We start from the raw sequence: 16,173 nt of genomic DNA, 5'->3' as shown, positions 1-16,173 counted from the left end.
GCCGCCGTCCCGCCCGCGCTGCCCCCGTGCGGTGGGGCCCGGGCTCAGCCGAGGGGCAGTTCCAGGAAGGACGCGGTCCCGGGCGGCGAGCCCAGTTCGGTCTGCGTCCAGGTGACGGAGGCGTCCCCGTAGAGCGGGTCCTTGCTGTCGACGACGAGCATCAGGCGGTGCCCGGCGGGGATGTCGTACGCGGCGGCCTGGAGGTTCCAGGTGACGGTGGTGTCCCGGTCGGCCGTCAGGTCGTAGGCGTTCAGCGGCTCGTGGGTGATGATGCGCGCCGTGCCGTCCTCCGCCACGTCGAAGAGGTGGGCGATGAGGCCGGCCGCGGTGACGGTGGAGCGGACGGTGAGGCGCAGCCGAGGGATGCCGCGGACCCGGCGGCCGACGGGGCCGCCGTCGGCCGGGACGAGGGGTTCGGTGGTCCAGGCGAGGGCGTGCCGCCGGTCGATCTTGTGGGTGTCGTAGATCTTGGGGTCGCCCTTCCACTCGGCCTGGCCGGTGCGGAGCAGTTCGCCCATCGCGGTGGCCTCGGTGTCGACGCCGGCGAGGAAGGTGCGGCGCCAGCCGGTGGTCTCCGCGTCGGTGCCCGCCGGGACGAGCCGGCCGTCGGTGCCCCCGGCGCCGTCGCCGGTGAGGCCGAGGACCTCGTGACCGACGGTGACGTCCTGCCAGGTGGGGCGGGACTCGCGGACGGCGGGTTCGACGATCCGCCGGGCGCCGGTGGGTCGGCCGGTGGCCGGGTCGAGGGCGGGCTCGGTGACGTAGGTGAACATCACCTGGCCGCAGACCTCGTCCCACTCCTCCACGCCGTTGCGCTCGCCCTTCAGGTGGTGGTCGAGCCAGGCGTACGCCTCGTCCAGCACCGGGTCGGGCGCGCCGGGCGAGGTGCCGAGCAGGCCGGCGACCTCGGGGGCGGCGTGGTCGCCGATCCAGAGGTTGAGCCGCTTGGGGACGCGGAGCCGGTCGAAGGTGTCGACGGCCTCGTTGACCGCGAAGAGGCTCTCGTGCCAGGTGTTCGAGTAGAAGGTGGGGGTGCCGTGGTCGTCGGTGAGGTCGGTGTACGTCCGCGGTGAGCGCCGCTCGCCCCAGCGGACGACGTCGTCGAGGTTCCGGTCGTTCAGGAAGTCGTCCAGGATCCGCCGGTTCTCCTCGTCGAACTTCTCCTCCACGGGTCCGCCGGTGAAGCCGATGAGGGCCTTCACGGCGGCGAGGTGGCGGGTCCTGTTCTCGTACAGGCTGGTGGCGAGGTCGCCCCAGGTGCTGAGGGCGACGACGGCGCCGACACGTTCGTCGTGGGCGGCGACGAGCTGGCTGATGCCGGAGCCGTAGGACTCGCCCAGGAAGCCGATGGCGGCGGGCGCGAAGCGTTCGACGCCGAAGTCGACGAGGGTCGAGCCGTCGGCGACGTCGTGCGGGCCGGCCACGTCGACGTACCCCTCGGAGGTGGTGGGGAGGCCGGGGATGCCGAGGCCGCGCGGGGTGTAGGCGAGGACGTGGTAGCCGCGCAGGGCGAGGGCGATGTAGGCGCCGGGGAAGAGGCCCCAGCCGAAGGGGGTCCAGCCGGAGGGGACGACGACGAGGGGGTGCGGGCCGGGGGCGAGCTGCCGGAGGCTGAAGGCGGAGAGGCGGTGGCTGTCGGTGGTCTCGACGCGGTGATAGCCCGGCAGGGCGAGGCCGCGCACCCGGTCGATCCGCTCGGCGAGCGCGGCGGGGAGCTGTCCGGGCGGCGGCGGCCCGTCGGCGAGGAGGGCGGTGACGACGGTCTGGCCGAACCGGACGGCCTCGGGGTGGACGGTGCCGCCGGAGGCCCAGAGGCCGTCGGCCGCGACCCGTTCCGTCTCGGCCTCGGTGAGGGTGGTCCTGAGCCCGGGGAATCCCGGGAACTCCTCGGACGAGCCGTCGGTGGTGGCGTTGGGCTGGGGCACGTGCACCCGTTCCTCTCGACTGGAGTGTGACCGTCCGTCGTGCGGACGCACGCAAGCCTCACGTATCGGGAAGGGAGCGGCCAGAGCGCACGAAGGGCGCACGGATCACGCAACGGGGCGGGAACGACCCAGGCCGCCTCGAACTCGACGTTTGGGAGCGGACGGATCAGTTCCGGACGCGGTCAGCGGGGCTCGGCGGTGGCGCGACCGCTTCGGTGCGGGCGATCAGCAGGGCGGCGACGTCGTCGTCCGGTCCGCCGGCGCCGTAGGCGGCGAGGTCCTTGTGGAGCAGTTCGGGGACCTGGTCGGAGGGGGCGTCGGACCACCGGCGGGCGCGCTCCTCCAGCGGGTAGAAGACGCCGTCGCGGTCGCGGGCCTCGCTGACGCCGTCGGTGTAGAGGAGCAGCCGGTCCCCGGGGCCGAAGGGGAACTCCTCCACGTGGTGGCGGGAGTCGGCGAGGCCGGCGAGGTTGAGGGGCAGCGAGGGGTCGGCGACCTCGATGGTGGTGATGCGGGAGCCGCGCTGGAGGAGGGGTGGGGGGTGGCCGCAGTTGAGGAGGCGGCCGGTGTCGCCGCCGTCGGGGAGCTCGACGAGGACGACGGTGGCGAAGCGCTCGGCGGCGTCCGAGTCGGGGTCCCAGGCGGCGTAGCGGGCCAGGCCCTCGTCGAGCCGGTCGGCGAGGGCGGCGAGGTCGGGGGCGTCGTAGGCGGTGGAGCGGAAGGCGCCGAGGAGGACGGAGGCGGTCTCGACGGCGCCGAGGCCCTTGCCCTGGACGTCGCCGAGCATGATCCGTACGGCTCCGGGGATCCGCACGGCCTCGTAGAAGTCGCCGCCGATCCGCGCCTTGGCCGCGGCGGCGACGTACAGCAGGTGGAGTTCGACGGGGCCGAGGCGGGGCGGGAGCGGGCGGAGCACGACCCGCTGGACGACGTCGGCGACCGCCGTGACCTCGGCGAGGTCCCGCTCGTAGCGGGTGCGGACCGCGCTGACCCAGGCGGCGACGGTGGTGATGCCGAGGATGAGGAGCTCGCTGGCGAACAGTTCGCCCGCGACGGGCTCGCCCCGGAGCAGGACGAGCATCGCCCGCAGCAGCATGGCGAGCAGACCCATGCCGATGGTGCCGTACACGCTCCAGGTGGCGGCCGCGAGCGCGGGGACGGTGAACAGGAGCCGGTCGACGCGCTCGGAGTCGGGCGTGACCAGGTCCGCGACGACGACGAGGACCATGACCAGGACGGGCAGGGCGCGACCGAGGTGGAACTGGGTCCGTTTCGCGGTCGCGGGTCGGGGCCGGGGCCGGGGGCCGGCTGCGTGCATTTCATGATCGTACGCAGAACGGGCGGCGGGACCGGCGTTCGGCGGGCTGGCGTGTCCCGTCCTCCCGGCTCCGGGATCCCCCTCCGGGGAGAGCGATGGCGGCCGGCAGGGTGAGGGCCGCGACGAGTGCGAGGGCCGGGAGCGCGGCGCCGCGCGCGGGGACGTGGCCGCCGCCGGGGACGAGGACGAGGAGCAGGGCGGCGAGGGCCACGCCGAGGGCGGGTCCGGTGTTCATCGCGGTCTGCTGGAGCCCGCCGGCGACCCCGGCGTGCGCCTCGGGCGCGTGGCGGACGATCGCGGCGGTCGCGGTGACCATCAGGGTGACGAAGCCGGCGCCGAGCAGCGCCGCGCCCGTGCCGGTTGCCATGGCTCCGGCGTCCGTGTCGAGCCGGGCCAGCACCAGGACGCCGGTGGTGAGCAGCAGGCCGCCGGTGAGGGCGGTGCCCCGGGGGCCGAGTCGGCGCTGGAGCGGCGGGCAGAGGACGGCGCCGAGCACCATCAGGACGGCGAGCGGGAGGAAGCGGAGGCCGGCGGTCAGCGGGTCCAGGCCCTGGACGTCCTGGAGGAAGTACGTGGTCACGAAGAGGGTGCCGGAGAGGGCCGCGGAGGCGGCGAGCAGCGCGCCGAGCCCGGCGGCCACCGGACGGCCCACCAGCAGCGCGGGTGGCAGCAGCGGGTGCGGGGCGCGCCGCTCGTGGCGGACGAGGGCGAGGGCGACGGCCGCCGACCCGGCGAGGACGGCGGCGGCCCGCCCGCCCGCGCCGGGGTGCGGGAGGGTGACGAGTCCGTGGACCAGGAGGCCGAGCGCGCCGGCGAGCAGCAGGGCGCCGAGGGGGTCGCCGCCCGCACGCGCGCGTACGGGGTCCGGTCGGCGGGGTGCGCGGACGGTGAGGGCCAGGAGGCCGACGGCGAGCGTCGGGGGCACGCCGAGGAGGAAGACGGAGCGCCAGCCGTACGCGGACACCAGGGCGCCGCCGAGCAGCGGGCCGGCCGCGGCGGCGAGCCCGATGGCGCCGGTGCGGACGGCGATGGGGGTGGTGAGCCGGTCCGGCGGGTAGGCGGTGCGGAGCATGCCGAGGGTGGCGGGCTGGAGCAGCGCCCCGCAGGCGCCCTGGAGGATCCGGAGGAGGACGACGGCGCCGATGCCGGGGGCGAGCGCGATCGCGGCCGAGGCGGCGGCGAAGCCGAGGGAGCCGACGGCGAAGACGCGGTGGTGGCCGTGGCGGTCGCCGAGCCGCCCGGCGAGGACGAGGAGGCTCGCGACGGCGACGAGGTAGCCGGTGCTGGTCCACTGGACCTGGGCGACACCGGCGTGCAGGTCGCGCTGGAGGGCGGGCTGGGCGAGCGTCAGGACGGTGCCGTCGAGGGCGACGACGGCGGCCCCGGTGACACTGCAGGCGAGGGTCCGGGCGCGGGCGGTGGTGCTCATCGCGTGGCATCCGCGGGGCCGAGGTGGGCGTCGAGGGTGGCGCGGACGAGGGGTGCGGGGTCGTCGGATCCGGTGGCCAGGGCGAGGCTGCCCCACTGGCGGAGCTGGGCGAGGCCGTGGAGGTTCGCCCAGAGCGCGCCGGCGGCGGTGACGGGATCGACGCCGGTGACGGTGGCGGGGCGGAGTTCGGCGACGACGGCGGTGAGCCGGGCGAAGAGCGGCAGGCTCGTCTCCCGCAGCCCCAGGCGGCCGCTCTCCAGCAGGTCGTGGCGGAACATCAGCTCGTACATGCCGGGGCGCTCCGCGGCGTACGCGAGGTAGACGCGGGCGAGGATCTCGGCCCGCGCCCGGGGCCCGGCGTCCGCGCGGTCGGCCTCGGCGACGCGGGCGGCGAGTTCGGCGAAGCCCTCGCGGGCGATTGCCGAGAGCAGGTCGAGGTGGGTCGGGAACCAGCGGCGGGGCGCGCCGTGGGAGACGCCGGCGCGGCGGGCGATCTCGCGGAGGGTGAGGGCCTGGGCGCCCTCGGCGTCGACGAGGGCGACGCCGGTCCTGACGAGCCGTTCGCGCAGCCCGCCGCGGTCGGGTGCGCTGCCGGTGCCGCCGTCGGCGTTCGTGTCGCTACCGCCGTCGGTGTGGCCCTGGCCGTCACCGTCGACCGGAGCGTCAGGCTGATCCTGAGGTGCAGGGTGAGACATGGACACTGTCTACCAACACTCATAGACACTGTCTACCTCAATGCATAGACGGTGTCTACGGACCTCGGGGCCCATCGGTTACACTGGTGGACAGCGAAGGGGAGTAGCCCTGCGAACCGGTCGTCGACACACTGGAACCCCCGGGTTCCCGGTGACCGGGTCCGCGCACAGACGCGGACGGGCGAGACCTTCGGCCAGGCATCACCACGTCCACAGCTCCGTGGGCGTGGTCCGTCATGCCGGGCCGAGTGGTCCTCCCGTCGCCCACCGAGGTGCCGTGCGGAGCCACGGGCCCGGACCGAGCAGAGAGCCGCCGGTATGCACCTCGACCCCTTGGCGATCGTCACCGCCTTCGGGCTCATCTTCCTCGCCGAGCTTCCCGACAAGACGATGTTCGCGTCGCTCGCCATGGGCACGCGCATGCGTCCCCTGTACGTGTGGTTCGGCACCTCCGCGGCCTTCGCGGTGCACGTCGCCATCGCCGTCGGCGCCGGCAGCCTCCTCGGGCTGCTCCCCGGCTGGATCGTCAAACTCGTCTCCGCGCTGATGTTCGGCTTCGGCGCCTTCGTCCTGCTGCGTGCCGGGGGCGACGACGACGAGGAGGACGCGGCCGGCAAGACGGTCACCGGCTTCTGGCCGGTCTTCTCCACCGCGTTCATGGCCGTCTTCATCAGCGAGTGGGGCGACCTGACCCAGATCACCACCGCCAACCTCGCCGCCACCAACGGCACCGCGTCGACCGCGATCGGCTCCTTCCTCGCGCTCACCTCGGTCTCCGCGCTGGCCCTGGTCGCCGGCCGTTTCATCGCCAAGCGCGTCCCGCTCCAGACCGTCCAGCGCGTCGGCGGCGTGTGCATGGCGGGCCTCGCGATCTGGTCCCTCGTCGAGGTCTTCACCGGCTGACCCGCCCGGCCGCTCCCCCCTCCGGGGCCGTACCCGCACCTCCCGGGTACGGCCCCGGAGCCGTAGCCCCCGGCGCGTACCGGTGCGATCATGCGGCCATGGCCACCGTCTCCGCCTCCTCCCAACCCGCCGACCGCCTCGCGGCGTTCGGCAACCAGCTCGTCGACGTCCACCTCTGGCTCCGCGAGGAGCTCACCCGGCTCCGCGGCGGCCTCGACGCCTATCTGTCCGGCGCCGGCGAGCGCCCCCGCGAGCTGCGGGCGCACTGCCTCGCCTTCTGCTCCGCGCTCACCCGCCACCACACCGCCGAGGACGGCGGCGTCTTCCCGGCACTGGCCGCGGCCCATCCCGAGCTGCGCCCGGTCCTCGACGAACTGGCGCACGACCACGTGCAGGTGGAGGAGATCCTGGTCCGCCTCCAGACCCTGCTCGACGAGCTGCCGGCCGGCCCGGCCGGGGAGCCGGCCCCGGACGAGGCCCGGCGGGTGAGCGGCGAGCTGGACGGGCTGATCGCGCTGGTCGAGTCGCACTTCACGTACGAGGAGAAGAAGCTGGTCGCGGCGCTGAACGGGCTGGCCGTCCCGCTCTCCGACGACTTCGCGCTGCGCGACCTCACCGGCGGCTGACCCGCACGGGACACAGCCGCGGACACCGACCCGGAGGGAAGCCCATGACGCACGATCCCGTCCACGCCGACCCCGTCCCGACCGCCCCCGGCCACGCCAACCCCGTCCCGATCGATCCCGTCCCGATCGACCCCGTCCACGCCGAGCTCGACCGGCTGGCCGAGAAGTCCGCCGCCCAGGTGATCGCCTGGCGGCGGCACCTCCACCGGCACCCCGAGCTGTCCAACCGTGAGGAGGGCACGGCCCGGCTGGTCGCCGGCCATCTGCGCGCCCTGGGGCTCGACGAGGTCCGCACGGGGATCGCCGGACACGGCGTGGTCGGCGTGCTCCGGGGCACGGCCGCCGGGGGCGCCGGACGGGTCGCCGCCCTGCGCGCGGACACCGACGCGCTGCCGGTGCAGGACCTGTGCGGGGAGGACTTCGCCTCGCGGGTGGTGGACGCGGACTACCCCGGCGGCCCGTTCCCCGTCTCGCACGCCTGCGGTCACGACTGCCACACGGCGATGCTCATGGGGGCCGCGACGGTCCTCGCCGGGGTGCGCGACCGGCTGCCGGGCACCGTCGTCCTCGTCTTCCAGCCGGCCGAGGAGGGTCCCCCGGTGACCGAGACCGGCGGCGCGCTCGCCATGGTCGAGGCGGGCGCCTTCGCCGACCCGGTGCCGACGATGGCGTTCGGGATGCACGTGACGCCCTACCCGAAGGGGTACGTGGGCTACCGGGTGGGGAACCAGTACGGGGCCTCCGTGCTGGTCCGGATCACCATCGGCGGCAAGCAGGTGCACGGCTCCACCCCGTGGCAGGGCGTCGACCCGATGCCGGCCGCCGGGGCGGTGCTCACCGGGATCGGGCAGCTGTACCGCCAGGTGTCGGCCTTCGACCCGGTCACCGTCACCATCGGGCACGTCGAGGACGTCGGCCGGTTCAACATCATCGGCCAGACGGTGACGCTCTGGGGCACCGTCCGCTGCGCAGTGGAGTCCGACATGCCCGAGGTGCGGGAACGGCTCCGGCGGCTCGCCGAGCACTCGGCGGCGGCGTACGGGGCCACGGCCGAGGTGGAGTACCTCCAGCCGGTGCCGCCGGTGCACAACGCCGAGCCGTGGGTGACGGCGGCGCTGCCGACCTTCCGGCGGGTCGTGGGCGAGGAGCGGGTCACCGAGACCGGGGCGACCCTCGGCTACGACGACGTCTCCGAGTTCATCGCGCGCTTCGGCGGGCTGTACGTGACGCTCGGCGTCCAGGACGCCACGCTCGGCGCGAACGGGCTGCCGGTGCCGGAGGAGGGCGGGCGCGGTCTCGTCACCAACCACAATCCGCACTTCTACGCCGACGACGACACCCTCGTCACCGGTGTCCGGCTCCACGCGCACGTGGCGTACGACCACCTCACGGGGGCGCTGCTGCCCGCCGGGTGAGCCGGACCGGCGGCCCGAGTTGCGCCCGCGCGCGCAGCCGGGAGGCTGGGGGTATGAACCTGGACCTCACCGCCCTCGCCGACGAGCACCTGGCCGCCGCCCGCACCGCCCCGCACGGGCGCAGCGCCCATCTGGTCCTCCACGACGGAGTGCTGCGCCAGACCGTGATCGCGCTGAAGGCCGGAACGGCCCTGGACGAGCACAACGCTCCCCCGGCGGCCAGCCTCCAGGTGCTCACCGGCCGGGTGCGGCTGACCACGCACGGCTGGGCGGACGAACTGGCCGCGGGAGCGCTGCGGATGATCCCCAAGGAGCGGCACGGCCTGACCGCCGTGGACGACTCCGTGGTGCTGCTGACCGCCGTCAACGACTGACCGCCGCCCGCCGATCGACCGGCCACCGCCACCGGCGACGCCGACGGGAAGCCGTCACTCCGTCGCGTCGAGGTCCCGTGCGTAGTGCGCGATGGCCTCGCGGTACTCCCGCACCGACGGGTCCTCGCTGGTGGCGGCGAGGAGGGTCAGGAGCAGCCGTACGGAGTCGTGGTGGCGGCCGGTGTTGTAGAGGGCCATGGCGAGGAAGGTGCGCAGGGCGCCGTCCTCCGGGAACTCCGCCGCGGCCCGTTCGAGCAGCGCGACGGCGTCCTCGTACCGACCGAGGGTCCGGTAGGTGCTGCCGAGGCCGAGCAGGGCGCCGCGCCGGTCGTCGGCGGTGAGGCCGGTGCCGGCCAGCGCGGACTCGTAGTACGGCACCGCCTCGGCCTCCAGGCCCAGGACGTCGTGCGCCCAGGCGGTCTGGTAGGCGACCTCGGCGTCGCCGGGGAGGCGGGCGGCGAGGGCGGTGAGCCGTTCGCGGGCCTCCTCCCTGCTTCCTCCGGCGCGCAGGGCGACGGCCTCGGACAGCAGCCGGTCGCGCTCGCCGGGGGTGGGGGCGGTGTCGTTCATCCCGTCATGATCGCAGCAGGCGAGGGCGTACCGCGGGGTGGGGCACCGCGCCTGACGCTCCGTCGCGCGCACCCGTCCGTCCGCGCACCCCACTGTTAACGTTCATGAATGCGCCTTTTGTCCCGATTGGATGTGCGTGGTCTCGCGCGGCGGGCGGCAGCGCTGCGGCCCCGGCGGCGCACCGGAACGGTCACGCTGCCGGAGGACGAGACGGCCGGCCGGGAACGGCTCCGGGACCTGGCCGCGCTCCTCTGCGAGCTGGGCTCCGACCTCCTGCGGGCCGCCGAGCGCACCTCGGAGGTCGAGCGGACCCTGCACGACATCGCCGTCCGCTACGGCACCCGGGCCCGCTGTTTCGTCGTCCCCACCGGGCTCTTCGTCCGGGTCGGCGGCGGGCCCGACGGCCGTGGCGGCGAACTCGACTTCGCCCCGGTCGAGGGGCCCGACCTGCGGCTCGACCAGGTGGAGTCGCTCCAGGCGCTGGTCACCCGGATGCTCGCGGAGGAGGTGCCGTTCGACGAGGTGCGCCGGGCGCTGCGGCAGAACCGGGAGCGTCCCGAGCGGTTCAGCCCGGCCGCCACGGTCTTCGGCTATGTGCTGCTGACGGTCGGCCTCGGCACCATGCGGCACGCGACCTGGCCCGCCATCGCCGGGTACGCGGCGCTCGGCGCCGGAGTCGGGGTGCTGCGCCTGTTCGGCGACCGGCTGCCCGCGGCCCGTACCGCCCTGCCGGTGGTCACCGCCATCCTGGTCACCACCGCCGCGCTGCGCTGGGCCGGCCCCCTGCTCCACGAGAACCCCGCCGTCCTGTACATCCCGCCCCTCATCGCCTTCCTGCCCGGTGCGGCGCTCACCCTCGGCGCCATCGAGCTGGCCACCGGGGCGGCGCTGTCCGGGATCTCCCGGCTGGCCGGCGCGGTCAGCGTCCTGCTGCTGCTCTCACTGGGCATCCTGGTCGGCTCCGAACTGCTCGATCCCCGTCCGTCGGGCGGCAGGGCCGCGGAGCCGCTCGGCGGGTGGGCGCCCTGGATCGGGGTGCTGCTGCTCGGCTTCGGCTTCCTGCTGTACTTCTCGGCGCCGCCCCGGGTGACGGGCTGGCTGCTGGGCGCGCTCCTCGTCGAGCGGCTGGTGCAGTCGACCGCCTCGGAGCTGGCCGGGGCGACCTTCGGCGCGTTCGCCGCCGGGGCGGTGCTGCCGCCGATGGCGACCTGGGTCGAGAAGCGCTCCCGCACCCCCGACCAGGTGGTCTTCCTGCCCTGTTTCTGGCTCCTGGTCCCCGGCGCGATCGGGCTCACCAGCATCTCGGAGATCATCGTGGAGAAGGACACCGACACCGGTCTGAACAGTCTGGTCGGCACGGTGATCACGGTCGCCGCCATCGCCCTCGGCGTGCTCGTCGGCGCCGGACTCCAGCGCCGGCCCCGGCTGCTGCTCGGCGAACCGGCACCGAGCACCCCCGCGCCCGGACCGGAGGACCGCCGTGCCGGTGCCGCGGACGGCGCGGGGCCGGGCGCGGGCGGCTGAGCCGCCGTCAGAGGGCGGGCCGCAGCGGGCTTCCGGCGGCTGCCCCGCCGGCACCGGGGCCGAAGGCGCTGCCGCGCAGCCACGCGGGCCAGTCGAGGTTCCAGTCGCCGTAGCCGTTGCCGAACGGGTCCATCGTCTCCCCGTATCCGTTGACGACCCGGACCAGGTCGCCCTCGCGGACCGTGCGGAAGAACCAGCGGGCCGCCTCGGTGGACATGCCGGTGCAGCCGTGGCTCACGTCGGCGCTGCCCTGCGCGTCCAGCGACCAGGGGGCGGCGTGCAGGTACTCGCCGCTCCAGGTCACCCGGGTGGCCCAGCGGACCTTCAGGTCGTAGAACTCGCGGCTGCCGCGGGCGATGCCGATGGAGTCGCCGCGCATCCGGACCGTCGGCTCCTTGCCGAGGACGACCTTGGTGCCGGCCCGGGTGCGGAAGCCGGGCTTGCCGGTGGTGACGGGGATGACGCGGAGCAGCCGGCCGTCCCGGTAGACCCGCATCTCGTGGGCGGCGACGTCGGTGACGGCCTCCACCCGAGCGCCGGTGGAGAAGGTGAGGGGCCGTGAGGGGCCGCCGTACAGGCGGTCGGTGACGCGGGCTCCGGCGAGGGCGGAGCGGACCCGGACGGTGGCGCCGGCCGGCCAGTAGGCGCGCGGCCGGTAGTGCAGGGTGTCGGCGTCCACCCAGTGCCAGGCTCCGACGGCGCGCGGCTCGCTGCGCACCTCCAGGGCCCGTTCGACGACCCGGCGGGCGGCCGGGGAGTCGGCCGGGACGGGGTGGCTGAGCTCCGCGGTGACCGGCTGTCCGACCCCGTACGTTCGGGCTCCACCGCCGTCGCCGGGACCGAACGCGACGGTCAGCCGTTCCCCGGCGGGCGCCTTCCCGGTGCGGACGGCGAGCCGGACGACCCGGCGCCGGAGACCGGCCGGGCCGGTCTCCTCCAGGACGAGACGGGCGGTGTACGCGCCTCCGGCGGGCAGCGCGACCTCGCTGGTCCAGCGGGTGCCGCCGGTGTCGGTGTGCCCGGCGATCCGGCGTCCGCGGCGGTCGGTGACGGTCACGTCGGCGAGCCGTCCCGGGCTGCGCAGGGCGAGGTCGACGGGGCCGGTGGCGACGGCCGGGAGGGTGACGGCGGCGCGGTCGTCCAGGGCCAGCGTGGTGCGGGGCACCCGGCAGAGGCCGCCGTCGCCGGGACAGGCGCCGACCGTGACGACGGCGGGCTCCGGGGCGGCCGGGGCGCCGGTGCGGCCGTCCGGCGGGGCCTGGCCCGCGGCGGTGGTGACGAGTACGGCCCCGACGGCGAGGGAGAGCGCTCCCCATCCCTGTACGTATCGGCGTGACGGCACGTCGGACGCCCTCCCCTTTCGTCGCTGACGGGTCGGCGGGCCGGCGGACGGGCGCCGACCGGATCATCAGAACCGACGAGAGGAGAAAAGGATGATCACGTGCGCGGGCGTGGCGGGCGAGAGGCCCGGGAGACGACTCGAATGGGTCAGCGGGGCGGTTCCGGAAGCTCCTCGCCGGTCTCCAGGAGCGACTTCAGGCTGGAGACGATCGCGGGCCAGCCCTCCCCGATGAGCCCCCGCATGATGCCGTCCGGTTCCAGGCCGCCGTGGGTGACGGTCAGCTTGACCGTGTCGTCGCCGGAGGGTTCGAGGTCGAAGGTGACGGTGGACCGCCGCTCGCGGGACAGGAGCGCGTACACCTCGTCGTCCAGGCGGACCGCCTTCGCCCATTCGGGGGTGAAGGTGTGCCAGGTGTACGCGAGACGGCGGCCGGGCACGGCCTCGACGACCACCTGCTCGGGGTCGGCGGTCCGCCGGTCGCCCTCGTCCCAGGTCATCCCCGCGCCGGGGGTCCACTCCGTCTCGAAGGCCACGCCCCAGTAGCGCCGGGTCAGTTCCGGCTCCGTCAGCGCCTTCCAGAGGTCGTCCGGGGACGTCCTGATGTAGCTGGTGTAGACGTACGCGTCGGTGTCCATGGCGCTGCTCGCTCCTCCGGCCCCCGGTCGTCTCCCCCGTGGTGTCTGGTGATCCAGCCTAGGCAGGCCCCGGGCCGGGTGCCAGGCAGGACCGTGCGGAGCACCGCCCTGCGGCCGTTGAATAGGTGCGGAGGAAACTATTCAACGGACTGCTAGCGTGTCCGGATGTCGCTCAAGCACGCCGTCCTCGCAGCTCTTCTGGAGGGCGAGGCATCCGGATACGACCTCGCCAAGATCTTCGACGTGTCCGTCGCCAATTTCTGGGCCGCCACCCCCCAGCAGCTCTACCGCGAGCTCGACCGGCTGTCGGAGGCGGGTCTCATCACCGCCCGGGTCGTCGAGCAGGAACGCCGCCCCAACAAGCGGATGTTCAGCCTCACCCCGGAGGGGCGCCGGGACCTCGACTCCTTCACCTCCGTGGCGCCGCGGCCGACCGCGGTCCGCGACGAGCTGATGGTGCAGGTGCAGGCGTGCGACGGCGGTGACACGGAGGCCGTGCGGGGTTTCGTGGCGCAGCGGATGGACGTCTCGCGGGACAAGCTCGCCCGGTACGACCGGCTGCGGCTGTGGCTGCTCGGCGACCGGGACGAGGAGACGTATCTGCGCGACTCCGAGCGCGTCGGGCCGTATCTGACGCTGATGCGCGGCCGGTTGCTGGAGGAGGAGAACCTCCGGTGGGGCGAGCGGGTGCTCGCGGTCCTGGACGCGCGGATCGCGGCCGGCCGGGGCGGCGGCGGGGTGACGGCGGCGCCTACCCTGCGGTAGAACTTTCGGGTAGCCCGCCGGGCAGGCCGGCGGGCGCGGCAGGGCGGATCCCGGGGGCCGGGGCGCCCGACGAAGGGGCGGACCGCATGAACGTCGGAGATCTCGTCGAGGACTTCACCCTTCCGGACGAGACCGGGACCCCGCGCTCCCTCTCCGGGCTGCTCGCCGAGGGGCCGGTCGTCCTCTTCTTCTACCCGGCGGCGATGACGCCCGGCTGCACCGCCGAGGCGTGCCACTTCCGGGACCTGGCGGCCGAGTTCCGCGCGGCGGGCGCGCTGCCCGTGGGCGTCAGCGGGGACGTCGTGGAGAAGCAGCGGGAGTTCACCGAGCGGCATTCGCTGGGTTACCCGCTGCTCTCGGACCCCGACGGCGCCGTGCGCGAGCGCTTCGGCGTGCGGCGCGGCTTCTCGCTCGCCCCGACGAAGCGGGTCACCTTCGTCATCGGGGAGGACCGGCGGGTCCGCGAGGTCGTCCGCAGCGAGCTGCGGATGAGCGCCCACGCGGACCGCGCGCTGGCCGCGCTCGCGGCGCTGCGCGCGTCCTGAGGCGCCCCGGCCCCGGGCCGGGCGCTCGGCGCCGTCCGGATCAGACGCCGAGCAGCTTGGCCTTCGCCGCGGCGAACTCCTCGGGGGTGAGCAGTCCCTGCTGGGCGAGCGCGCCGAGCCTGGCCAGCTGTTCGGTGAGCCCGCCGGGGTCCTGAGCGCCGGGCTGGGCCGCCGGTGCGGCCTGCGAGGGTGCCGGCGGCGCGGCGGGCGGCGCCGGCGGCTGGACCTGCTGGGCCTGGAGGTCGGCGATGGCCTGTTCCTGGTCCTGCTCGCGGCGGGAGGCCCGGGCCGCGCTGCGGCCCGCGGCGTACGCGGCTCCGCCGACGAGGGCGCCGCGCAGCAGCGGGGCGCCGGCCGGCCGGATCACCGGGCGGGCGAGGGGACGGCGTCGCATGAACATCCGGTCAGCTCCTTCCGGCGGCCTCGGCGACCGCCTCCCGGTAGGCGGTCCGCGCCTCTTCCACATGGGCGTCGGGGATGGACACGCGGGCCGCCACGCGGCCGCCCGCCTCCCGGATCGCCTCGGCCGCCCGCGCGGCCCAGATGTGTTCGACCAGCAGCATCAGCGCGCAGGAGCCCGGTTCCAGCGACTGGGCGACCTCGGCCGCGTCCTCGGGGCCGAGGAGATTGGCCTCGGGGCCGATCTCCGCCGTGGCCTCGTCGAACTCGTCGTACTCGACCAGCTCGGAGGTCGAGACCTCCCCGCTCGGCGCCCTGACGACCACCAGCGAGTCGATCAGGCGGACCTGTCCCTCCTTGCGGAGTTCCGCGATCGCGGCGACGGCCGCCACCTTCAGCCGCTCCCCCGGAAAGGCGAGCACGACACATTCCACCGGTCCCATGGCACTCCGCTCCTCGTCGTCCCCGCGGATCACCGTCCGCGCACGGGGGTTCCCATCCGAACACGGCGCCGGGCGGCCCGCACGCGGAGCCCGGACGGACGGCCACGACATGCGGGCGCGGGCCGGACGGGTGAGACTCGCTCCAACGCGCGGCCCTCCCGGCCGGGCGACGGATCGGAGTGTGCAGGAATGGACGACTACCCCCTCCTGAACGTCTTCTGGACGATGCTGTGGTTCTTCCTCTGGATCATGTGGCTCTTCCTGCTCTTCAAGGTCATCACGGACATCTTCCGGGACCACGAACTGGGCGGCTGGGGCAAGGCGGGCTGGCTGATCTTCTGCATCCTGCTCCCCTACCTCGGCGTGCTGGTCTACGTGATCGCCCGCGGCAAGGGCATGGGCGCGCGTGACGCGAAGCAGGCGAAGGACGCGGAGGCCCGCTTCCAGGAGTACATCCGGCAGACCGCCGGCACCCAGGCCGCCGCGAGCGGCACCCCGAGCGCCACGGACGAGCTGGCGCGGCTCGCGGACCTGAAGGACAAGGGCGCGATCTCCGAGGAGGAGTTCCAGCAGGCGAAGGCCAAGGTCCTCGCCTGATCCCGGCCCCGCTCCACCCCGCCCGGCCGAGGCGGACCCCGTATCCCGGACTTCGCACCCTTAATGCGAGTCCGGGATACCGCTTTGATACGGTCCTTCCGTGAGGTTGACCAAGTTCACCGACCTGGCCCTGCGCGCCGTGATGCGCCTGGCGGTCGCCGACGACGAGGAGCCCGTCACCACGCGCGCGGTGGCGGAGGAGATGGCCGTGCCGCACGCCCACATGGCGAAGGTGGTCACGCGACTCCGGCACCTCGGCGTGGTGGAGGCCCGGCGCGGGCGCGGGGGCGGGCTCGCCCTCACCGACTTCGGCCGGCGCTCCTCGGTGGGCTGGCTGACCAGGACGCTGGAGGGCGAGGAGGAGGTCGTCGGCTGCGAGGCCGATCCGCCGTGCCCGCTGCGGGCGGCCTGCCGGCTGCGCGGCGCGCTGCGGGAGGCGCAGGACGCCTTCTACCGCACGCTCGACCCGCTGACGGTCGCCGATCTCGTGGGATCGCCGACCGGTCCGGTGCTGCTCTCCCTCACCCCGCGCCCGCCTTCGTGACCCGGCACCCGCCACCCCGGGGGGGGGGGGGGCGCCGGGGCCACCCCCAGCTGTAAAATAGCCAATGTACTTGCCGAGTTTTATTTGTGTTTGGTGTGGGCCATGCCGAGCACCGCGTCGCCCC

Annotated in this window: 18 protein-coding genes; 9 read left to right on the top strand and 9 right to left on the bottom strand. The window is 74.7% G+C overall.

Annotation, left to right across the window (positions count from 1 at the left end; genetic code table 11):
• Window positions 1-44: 44 nt before the first annotated feature.
• The 4 genes from ACFW1I_RS29175 to ACFW1I_RS29160 all read right to left on the bottom strand — a co-directional run bounded on the left by ACFW1I_RS29175 (window position 45) and on the right by ACFW1I_RS29160 (window position 5,367).
• On the bottom strand, window positions 45-1,925 hold the full coding sequence (locus ACFW1I_RS29175; RefSeq protein WP_384675482.1) for a CocE/NonD family hydrolase C-terminal non-catalytic domain-containing protein: 1,881 nt from the start codon (window positions 1,923-1,925) through the stop codon (window positions 45-47).
• A 166-nt stretch (window positions 1,926-2,091) separates the two neighbouring features.
• Entirely contained in the window at window positions 2,092-3,243 is a 1,152-nt protein-coding gene (locus ACFW1I_RS29170) for a PP2C family protein-serine/threonine phosphatase (RefSeq protein WP_384675480.1), read from the bottom strand.
• Between the two features lies 1 nt (window position 3,244).
• Entirely contained in the window at window positions 3,245-4,672 is a 1,428-nt protein-coding gene (locus tag ACFW1I_RS29165; RefSeq protein WP_384675478.1) for an MFS transporter, read from the bottom strand.
• A complete protein-coding gene (locus tag ACFW1I_RS29160; RefSeq protein ID WP_384675476.1) occupies window positions 4,669-5,367 on the bottom strand; it encodes a TetR/AcrR family transcriptional regulator in 699 nt (232 codons plus the stop codon). Before ACFW1I_RS29160 ends, ACFW1I_RS29165 begins: the two co-directional genes overlap by 4 nt.
• 318 nt (window positions 5,368-5,685) lie before the next feature.
• Between ACFW1I_RS29160 and ACFW1I_RS29155 the strand changes: the two genes are divergently transcribed.
• The 4 genes from ACFW1I_RS29155 to ACFW1I_RS29140 all read left to right on the top strand — a co-directional run bounded on the left by ACFW1I_RS29155 (window position 5,686) and on the right by ACFW1I_RS29140 (window position 8,685).
• Window positions 5,686-6,270, top strand: coding sequence for a TMEM165/GDT1 family protein (locus tag ACFW1I_RS29155; RefSeq protein ID WP_384675474.1), 585 nt, complete (start codon window positions 5,686-5,688; stop codon window positions 6,268-6,270).
• Window positions 6,271-6,368: 98 nt separating this feature from the next.
• On the top strand, window positions 6,369-6,896 hold the full coding sequence (locus ACFW1I_RS29150; protein ID WP_384675472.1) for a hemerythrin domain-containing protein: 528 nt from the start codon (window positions 6,369-6,371) through the stop codon (window positions 6,894-6,896).
• A 44-nt stretch (window positions 6,897-6,940) separates the two neighbouring features.
• Window positions 6,941-8,311 (top strand): M20 family metallopeptidase, encoded by a 1,371-nt coding sequence (locus ACFW1I_RS29145; protein WP_384675470.1) that lies wholly within the window; start codon window positions 6,941-6,943, stop codon window positions 8,309-8,311.
• Window positions 8,312-8,364: 53 nt separating this feature from the next.
• The gene (locus tag ACFW1I_RS29140) at window positions 8,365-8,685 is read left to right on the top strand and encodes a cupin (RefSeq protein ID WP_384675468.1); all 321 of its coding nucleotides are present in this window, start codon (window positions 8,365-8,367) and stop codon (window positions 8,683-8,685) included.
• A gap of 54 nt (window positions 8,686-8,739) precedes the next feature.
• Here the strand turns inward: ACFW1I_RS29140 and ACFW1I_RS29135 are convergent, their stop codons facing one another.
• Window positions 8,740-9,255, bottom strand: a complete 516-nt coding sequence (locus tag ACFW1I_RS29135) for a tetratricopeptide repeat protein (RefSeq protein WP_384675466.1) — start codon at window positions 9,253-9,255, stop codon at window positions 8,740-8,742.
• A 108-nt stretch (window positions 9,256-9,363) separates the two neighbouring features.
• Here ACFW1I_RS29135 and ACFW1I_RS29130 point away from each other — a divergent pair, with 108 nt between their 5' ends.
• Complete coding sequence (locus ACFW1I_RS29130; protein ID WP_384675464.1) at window positions 9,364-10,779, top strand: threonine/serine exporter ThrE family protein; 1,416 nt, start codon at window positions 9,364-9,366, stop codon at window positions 10,777-10,779.
• A 7-nt stretch (window positions 10,780-10,786) separates the two neighbouring features.
• Here the strand turns inward: ACFW1I_RS29130 and ACFW1I_RS29125 are convergent, their stop codons facing one another.
• Complete coding sequence (locus ACFW1I_RS29125) at window positions 10,787-12,121, bottom strand: Ig-like domain-containing protein (RefSeq protein WP_384675462.1); 1,335 nt, start codon at window positions 12,119-12,121, stop codon at window positions 10,787-10,789.
• A gap of 146 nt (window positions 12,122-12,267) precedes the next feature.
• On the bottom strand, window positions 12,268-12,756 hold the full coding sequence (locus ACFW1I_RS29120) for an SRPBCC family protein (protein WP_384675460.1): 489 nt from the start codon (window positions 12,754-12,756) through the stop codon (window positions 12,268-12,270).
• A gap of 165 nt (window positions 12,757-12,921) precedes the next feature.
• Here ACFW1I_RS29120 and ACFW1I_RS29115 point away from each other — a divergent pair, with 165 nt between their 5' ends.
• Entirely contained in the window at window positions 12,922-13,521 is a 600-nt protein-coding gene (locus tag ACFW1I_RS29115; RefSeq protein WP_384675458.1) for a PadR family transcriptional regulator, read from the top strand.
• 86 nt (window positions 13,522-13,607) lie between these two features.
• A complete protein-coding gene (locus tag ACFW1I_RS29110; protein WP_384675456.1) occupies window positions 13,608-14,066 on the top strand; it encodes a peroxiredoxin in 459 nt (152 codons plus the stop codon).
• Between the two features lie 40 nt (window positions 14,067-14,106).
• Here ACFW1I_RS29110 and ACFW1I_RS29105 read toward each other — a convergent pair whose 3' ends face one another.
• Together ACFW1I_RS29105 and ACFW1I_RS29100 are read right to left on the bottom strand one after the other, a co-directional pair.
• A complete protein-coding gene (locus ACFW1I_RS29105) occupies window positions 14,107-14,460 on the bottom strand; it encodes an SHOCT domain-containing protein (protein WP_384675454.1) in 354 nt (117 codons plus the stop codon).
• Between the two features lie 10 nt (window positions 14,461-14,470).
• Window positions 14,471-14,908, bottom strand: a complete 438-nt coding sequence (locus ACFW1I_RS29100) for a DUF6325 family protein (protein ID WP_384675452.1) — start codon at window positions 14,906-14,908, stop codon at window positions 14,471-14,473.
• Window positions 14,909-15,097: 189 nt separating this feature from the next.
• Here ACFW1I_RS29100 and ACFW1I_RS29095 point away from each other — a divergent pair, with 189 nt between their 5' ends.
• Together ACFW1I_RS29095 and ACFW1I_RS29090 are read left to right on the top strand one after the other, a co-directional pair.
• Complete coding sequence (locus ACFW1I_RS29095) at window positions 15,098-15,505, top strand: SHOCT domain-containing protein (RefSeq protein WP_384675450.1); 408 nt, start codon at window positions 15,098-15,100, stop codon at window positions 15,503-15,505.
• A gap of 100 nt (window positions 15,506-15,605) precedes the next feature.
• Window positions 15,606-16,049, top strand: a complete 444-nt coding sequence (locus ACFW1I_RS29090; RefSeq protein ID WP_384675448.1) for an RrF2 family transcriptional regulator — start codon at window positions 15,606-15,608, stop codon at window positions 16,047-16,049.
• The last annotated feature ends 124 nt before the right edge of the window (window positions 16,050-16,173 follow it).

It is taken from the genome of Streptomyces sp. NPDC058955, assembly GCF_042741435.1.
Classification (GTDB): Bacteria; Actinomycetota; Actinomycetes; order Streptomycetales; family Streptomycetaceae; genus Streptomyces.
The sequence above is the reverse complement of the archived record's forward strand: the minus strand, read 5'-3'. Positions and strand labels throughout refer to the sequence as shown.

Coding starts and splice junctions, on each gene's coding strand:
- ACFW1I_RS29170 (WP_384675480.1), bottom strand. CDS start 3,243: ATGCACGCAGCCGGCCCCCGGCCCCGGCCCCGACCCGCGACCGCGAAA.
- ACFW1I_RS29165 (WP_384675478.1), bottom strand. CDS start 4,672: ATGAGCACCACCGCCCGCGCCCGGACCCTCGCCTGCAGTGTCACCGGG.
- ACFW1I_RS29160 (WP_384675476.1), bottom strand. CDS start 5,367: ATGTCTCACCCTGCACCTCAGGATCAGCCTGACGCTCCGGTCGACGGT.
- ACFW1I_RS29155 (WP_384675474.1), top strand. CDS start 5,686: ATGCACCTCGACCCCTTGGCGATCGTCACCGCCTTCGGGCTCATCTTC.
- ACFW1I_RS29150 (WP_384675472.1), top strand. CDS start 6,369: ATGGCCACCGTCTCCGCCTCCTCCCAACCCGCCGACCGCCTCGCGGCG.
- ACFW1I_RS29145 (WP_384675470.1), top strand. CDS start 6,941: ATGACGCACGATCCCGTCCACGCCGACCCCGTCCCGACCGCCCCCGGC.
- ACFW1I_RS29140 (WP_384675468.1), top strand. CDS start 8,365: ATGAACCTGGACCTCACCGCCCTCGCCGACGAGCACCTGGCCGCCGCC.
- ACFW1I_RS29135 (WP_384675466.1), bottom strand. CDS start 9,255: ATGAACGACACCGCCCCCACCCCCGGCGAGCGCGACCGGCTGCTGTCC.
- ACFW1I_RS29130 (WP_384675464.1), top strand. CDS start 9,364: ATGCGCCTTTTGTCCCGATTGGATGTGCGTGGTCTCGCGCGGCGGGCG.
- ACFW1I_RS29120 (WP_384675460.1), bottom strand. CDS start 12,756: ATGGACACCGACGCGTACGTCTACACCAGCTACATCAGGACGTCCCCG.
- ACFW1I_RS29115 (WP_384675458.1), top strand. CDS start 12,922: ATGTCGCTCAAGCACGCCGTCCTCGCAGCTCTTCTGGAGGGCGAGGCA.
- ACFW1I_RS29110 (WP_384675456.1), top strand. CDS start 13,608: ATGAACGTCGGAGATCTCGTCGAGGACTTCACCCTTCCGGACGAGACC.
- ACFW1I_RS29105 (WP_384675454.1), bottom strand. CDS start 14,460: ATGCGACGCCGTCCCCTCGCCCGCCCGGTGATCCGGCCGGCCGGCGCC.
- ACFW1I_RS29100 (WP_384675452.1), bottom strand. CDS start 14,908: ATGGGACCGGTGGAATGTGTCGTGCTCGCCTTTCCGGGGGAGCGGCTG.
- ACFW1I_RS29095 (WP_384675450.1), top strand. CDS start 15,098: ATGGACGACTACCCCCTCCTGAACGTCTTCTGGACGATGCTGTGGTTC.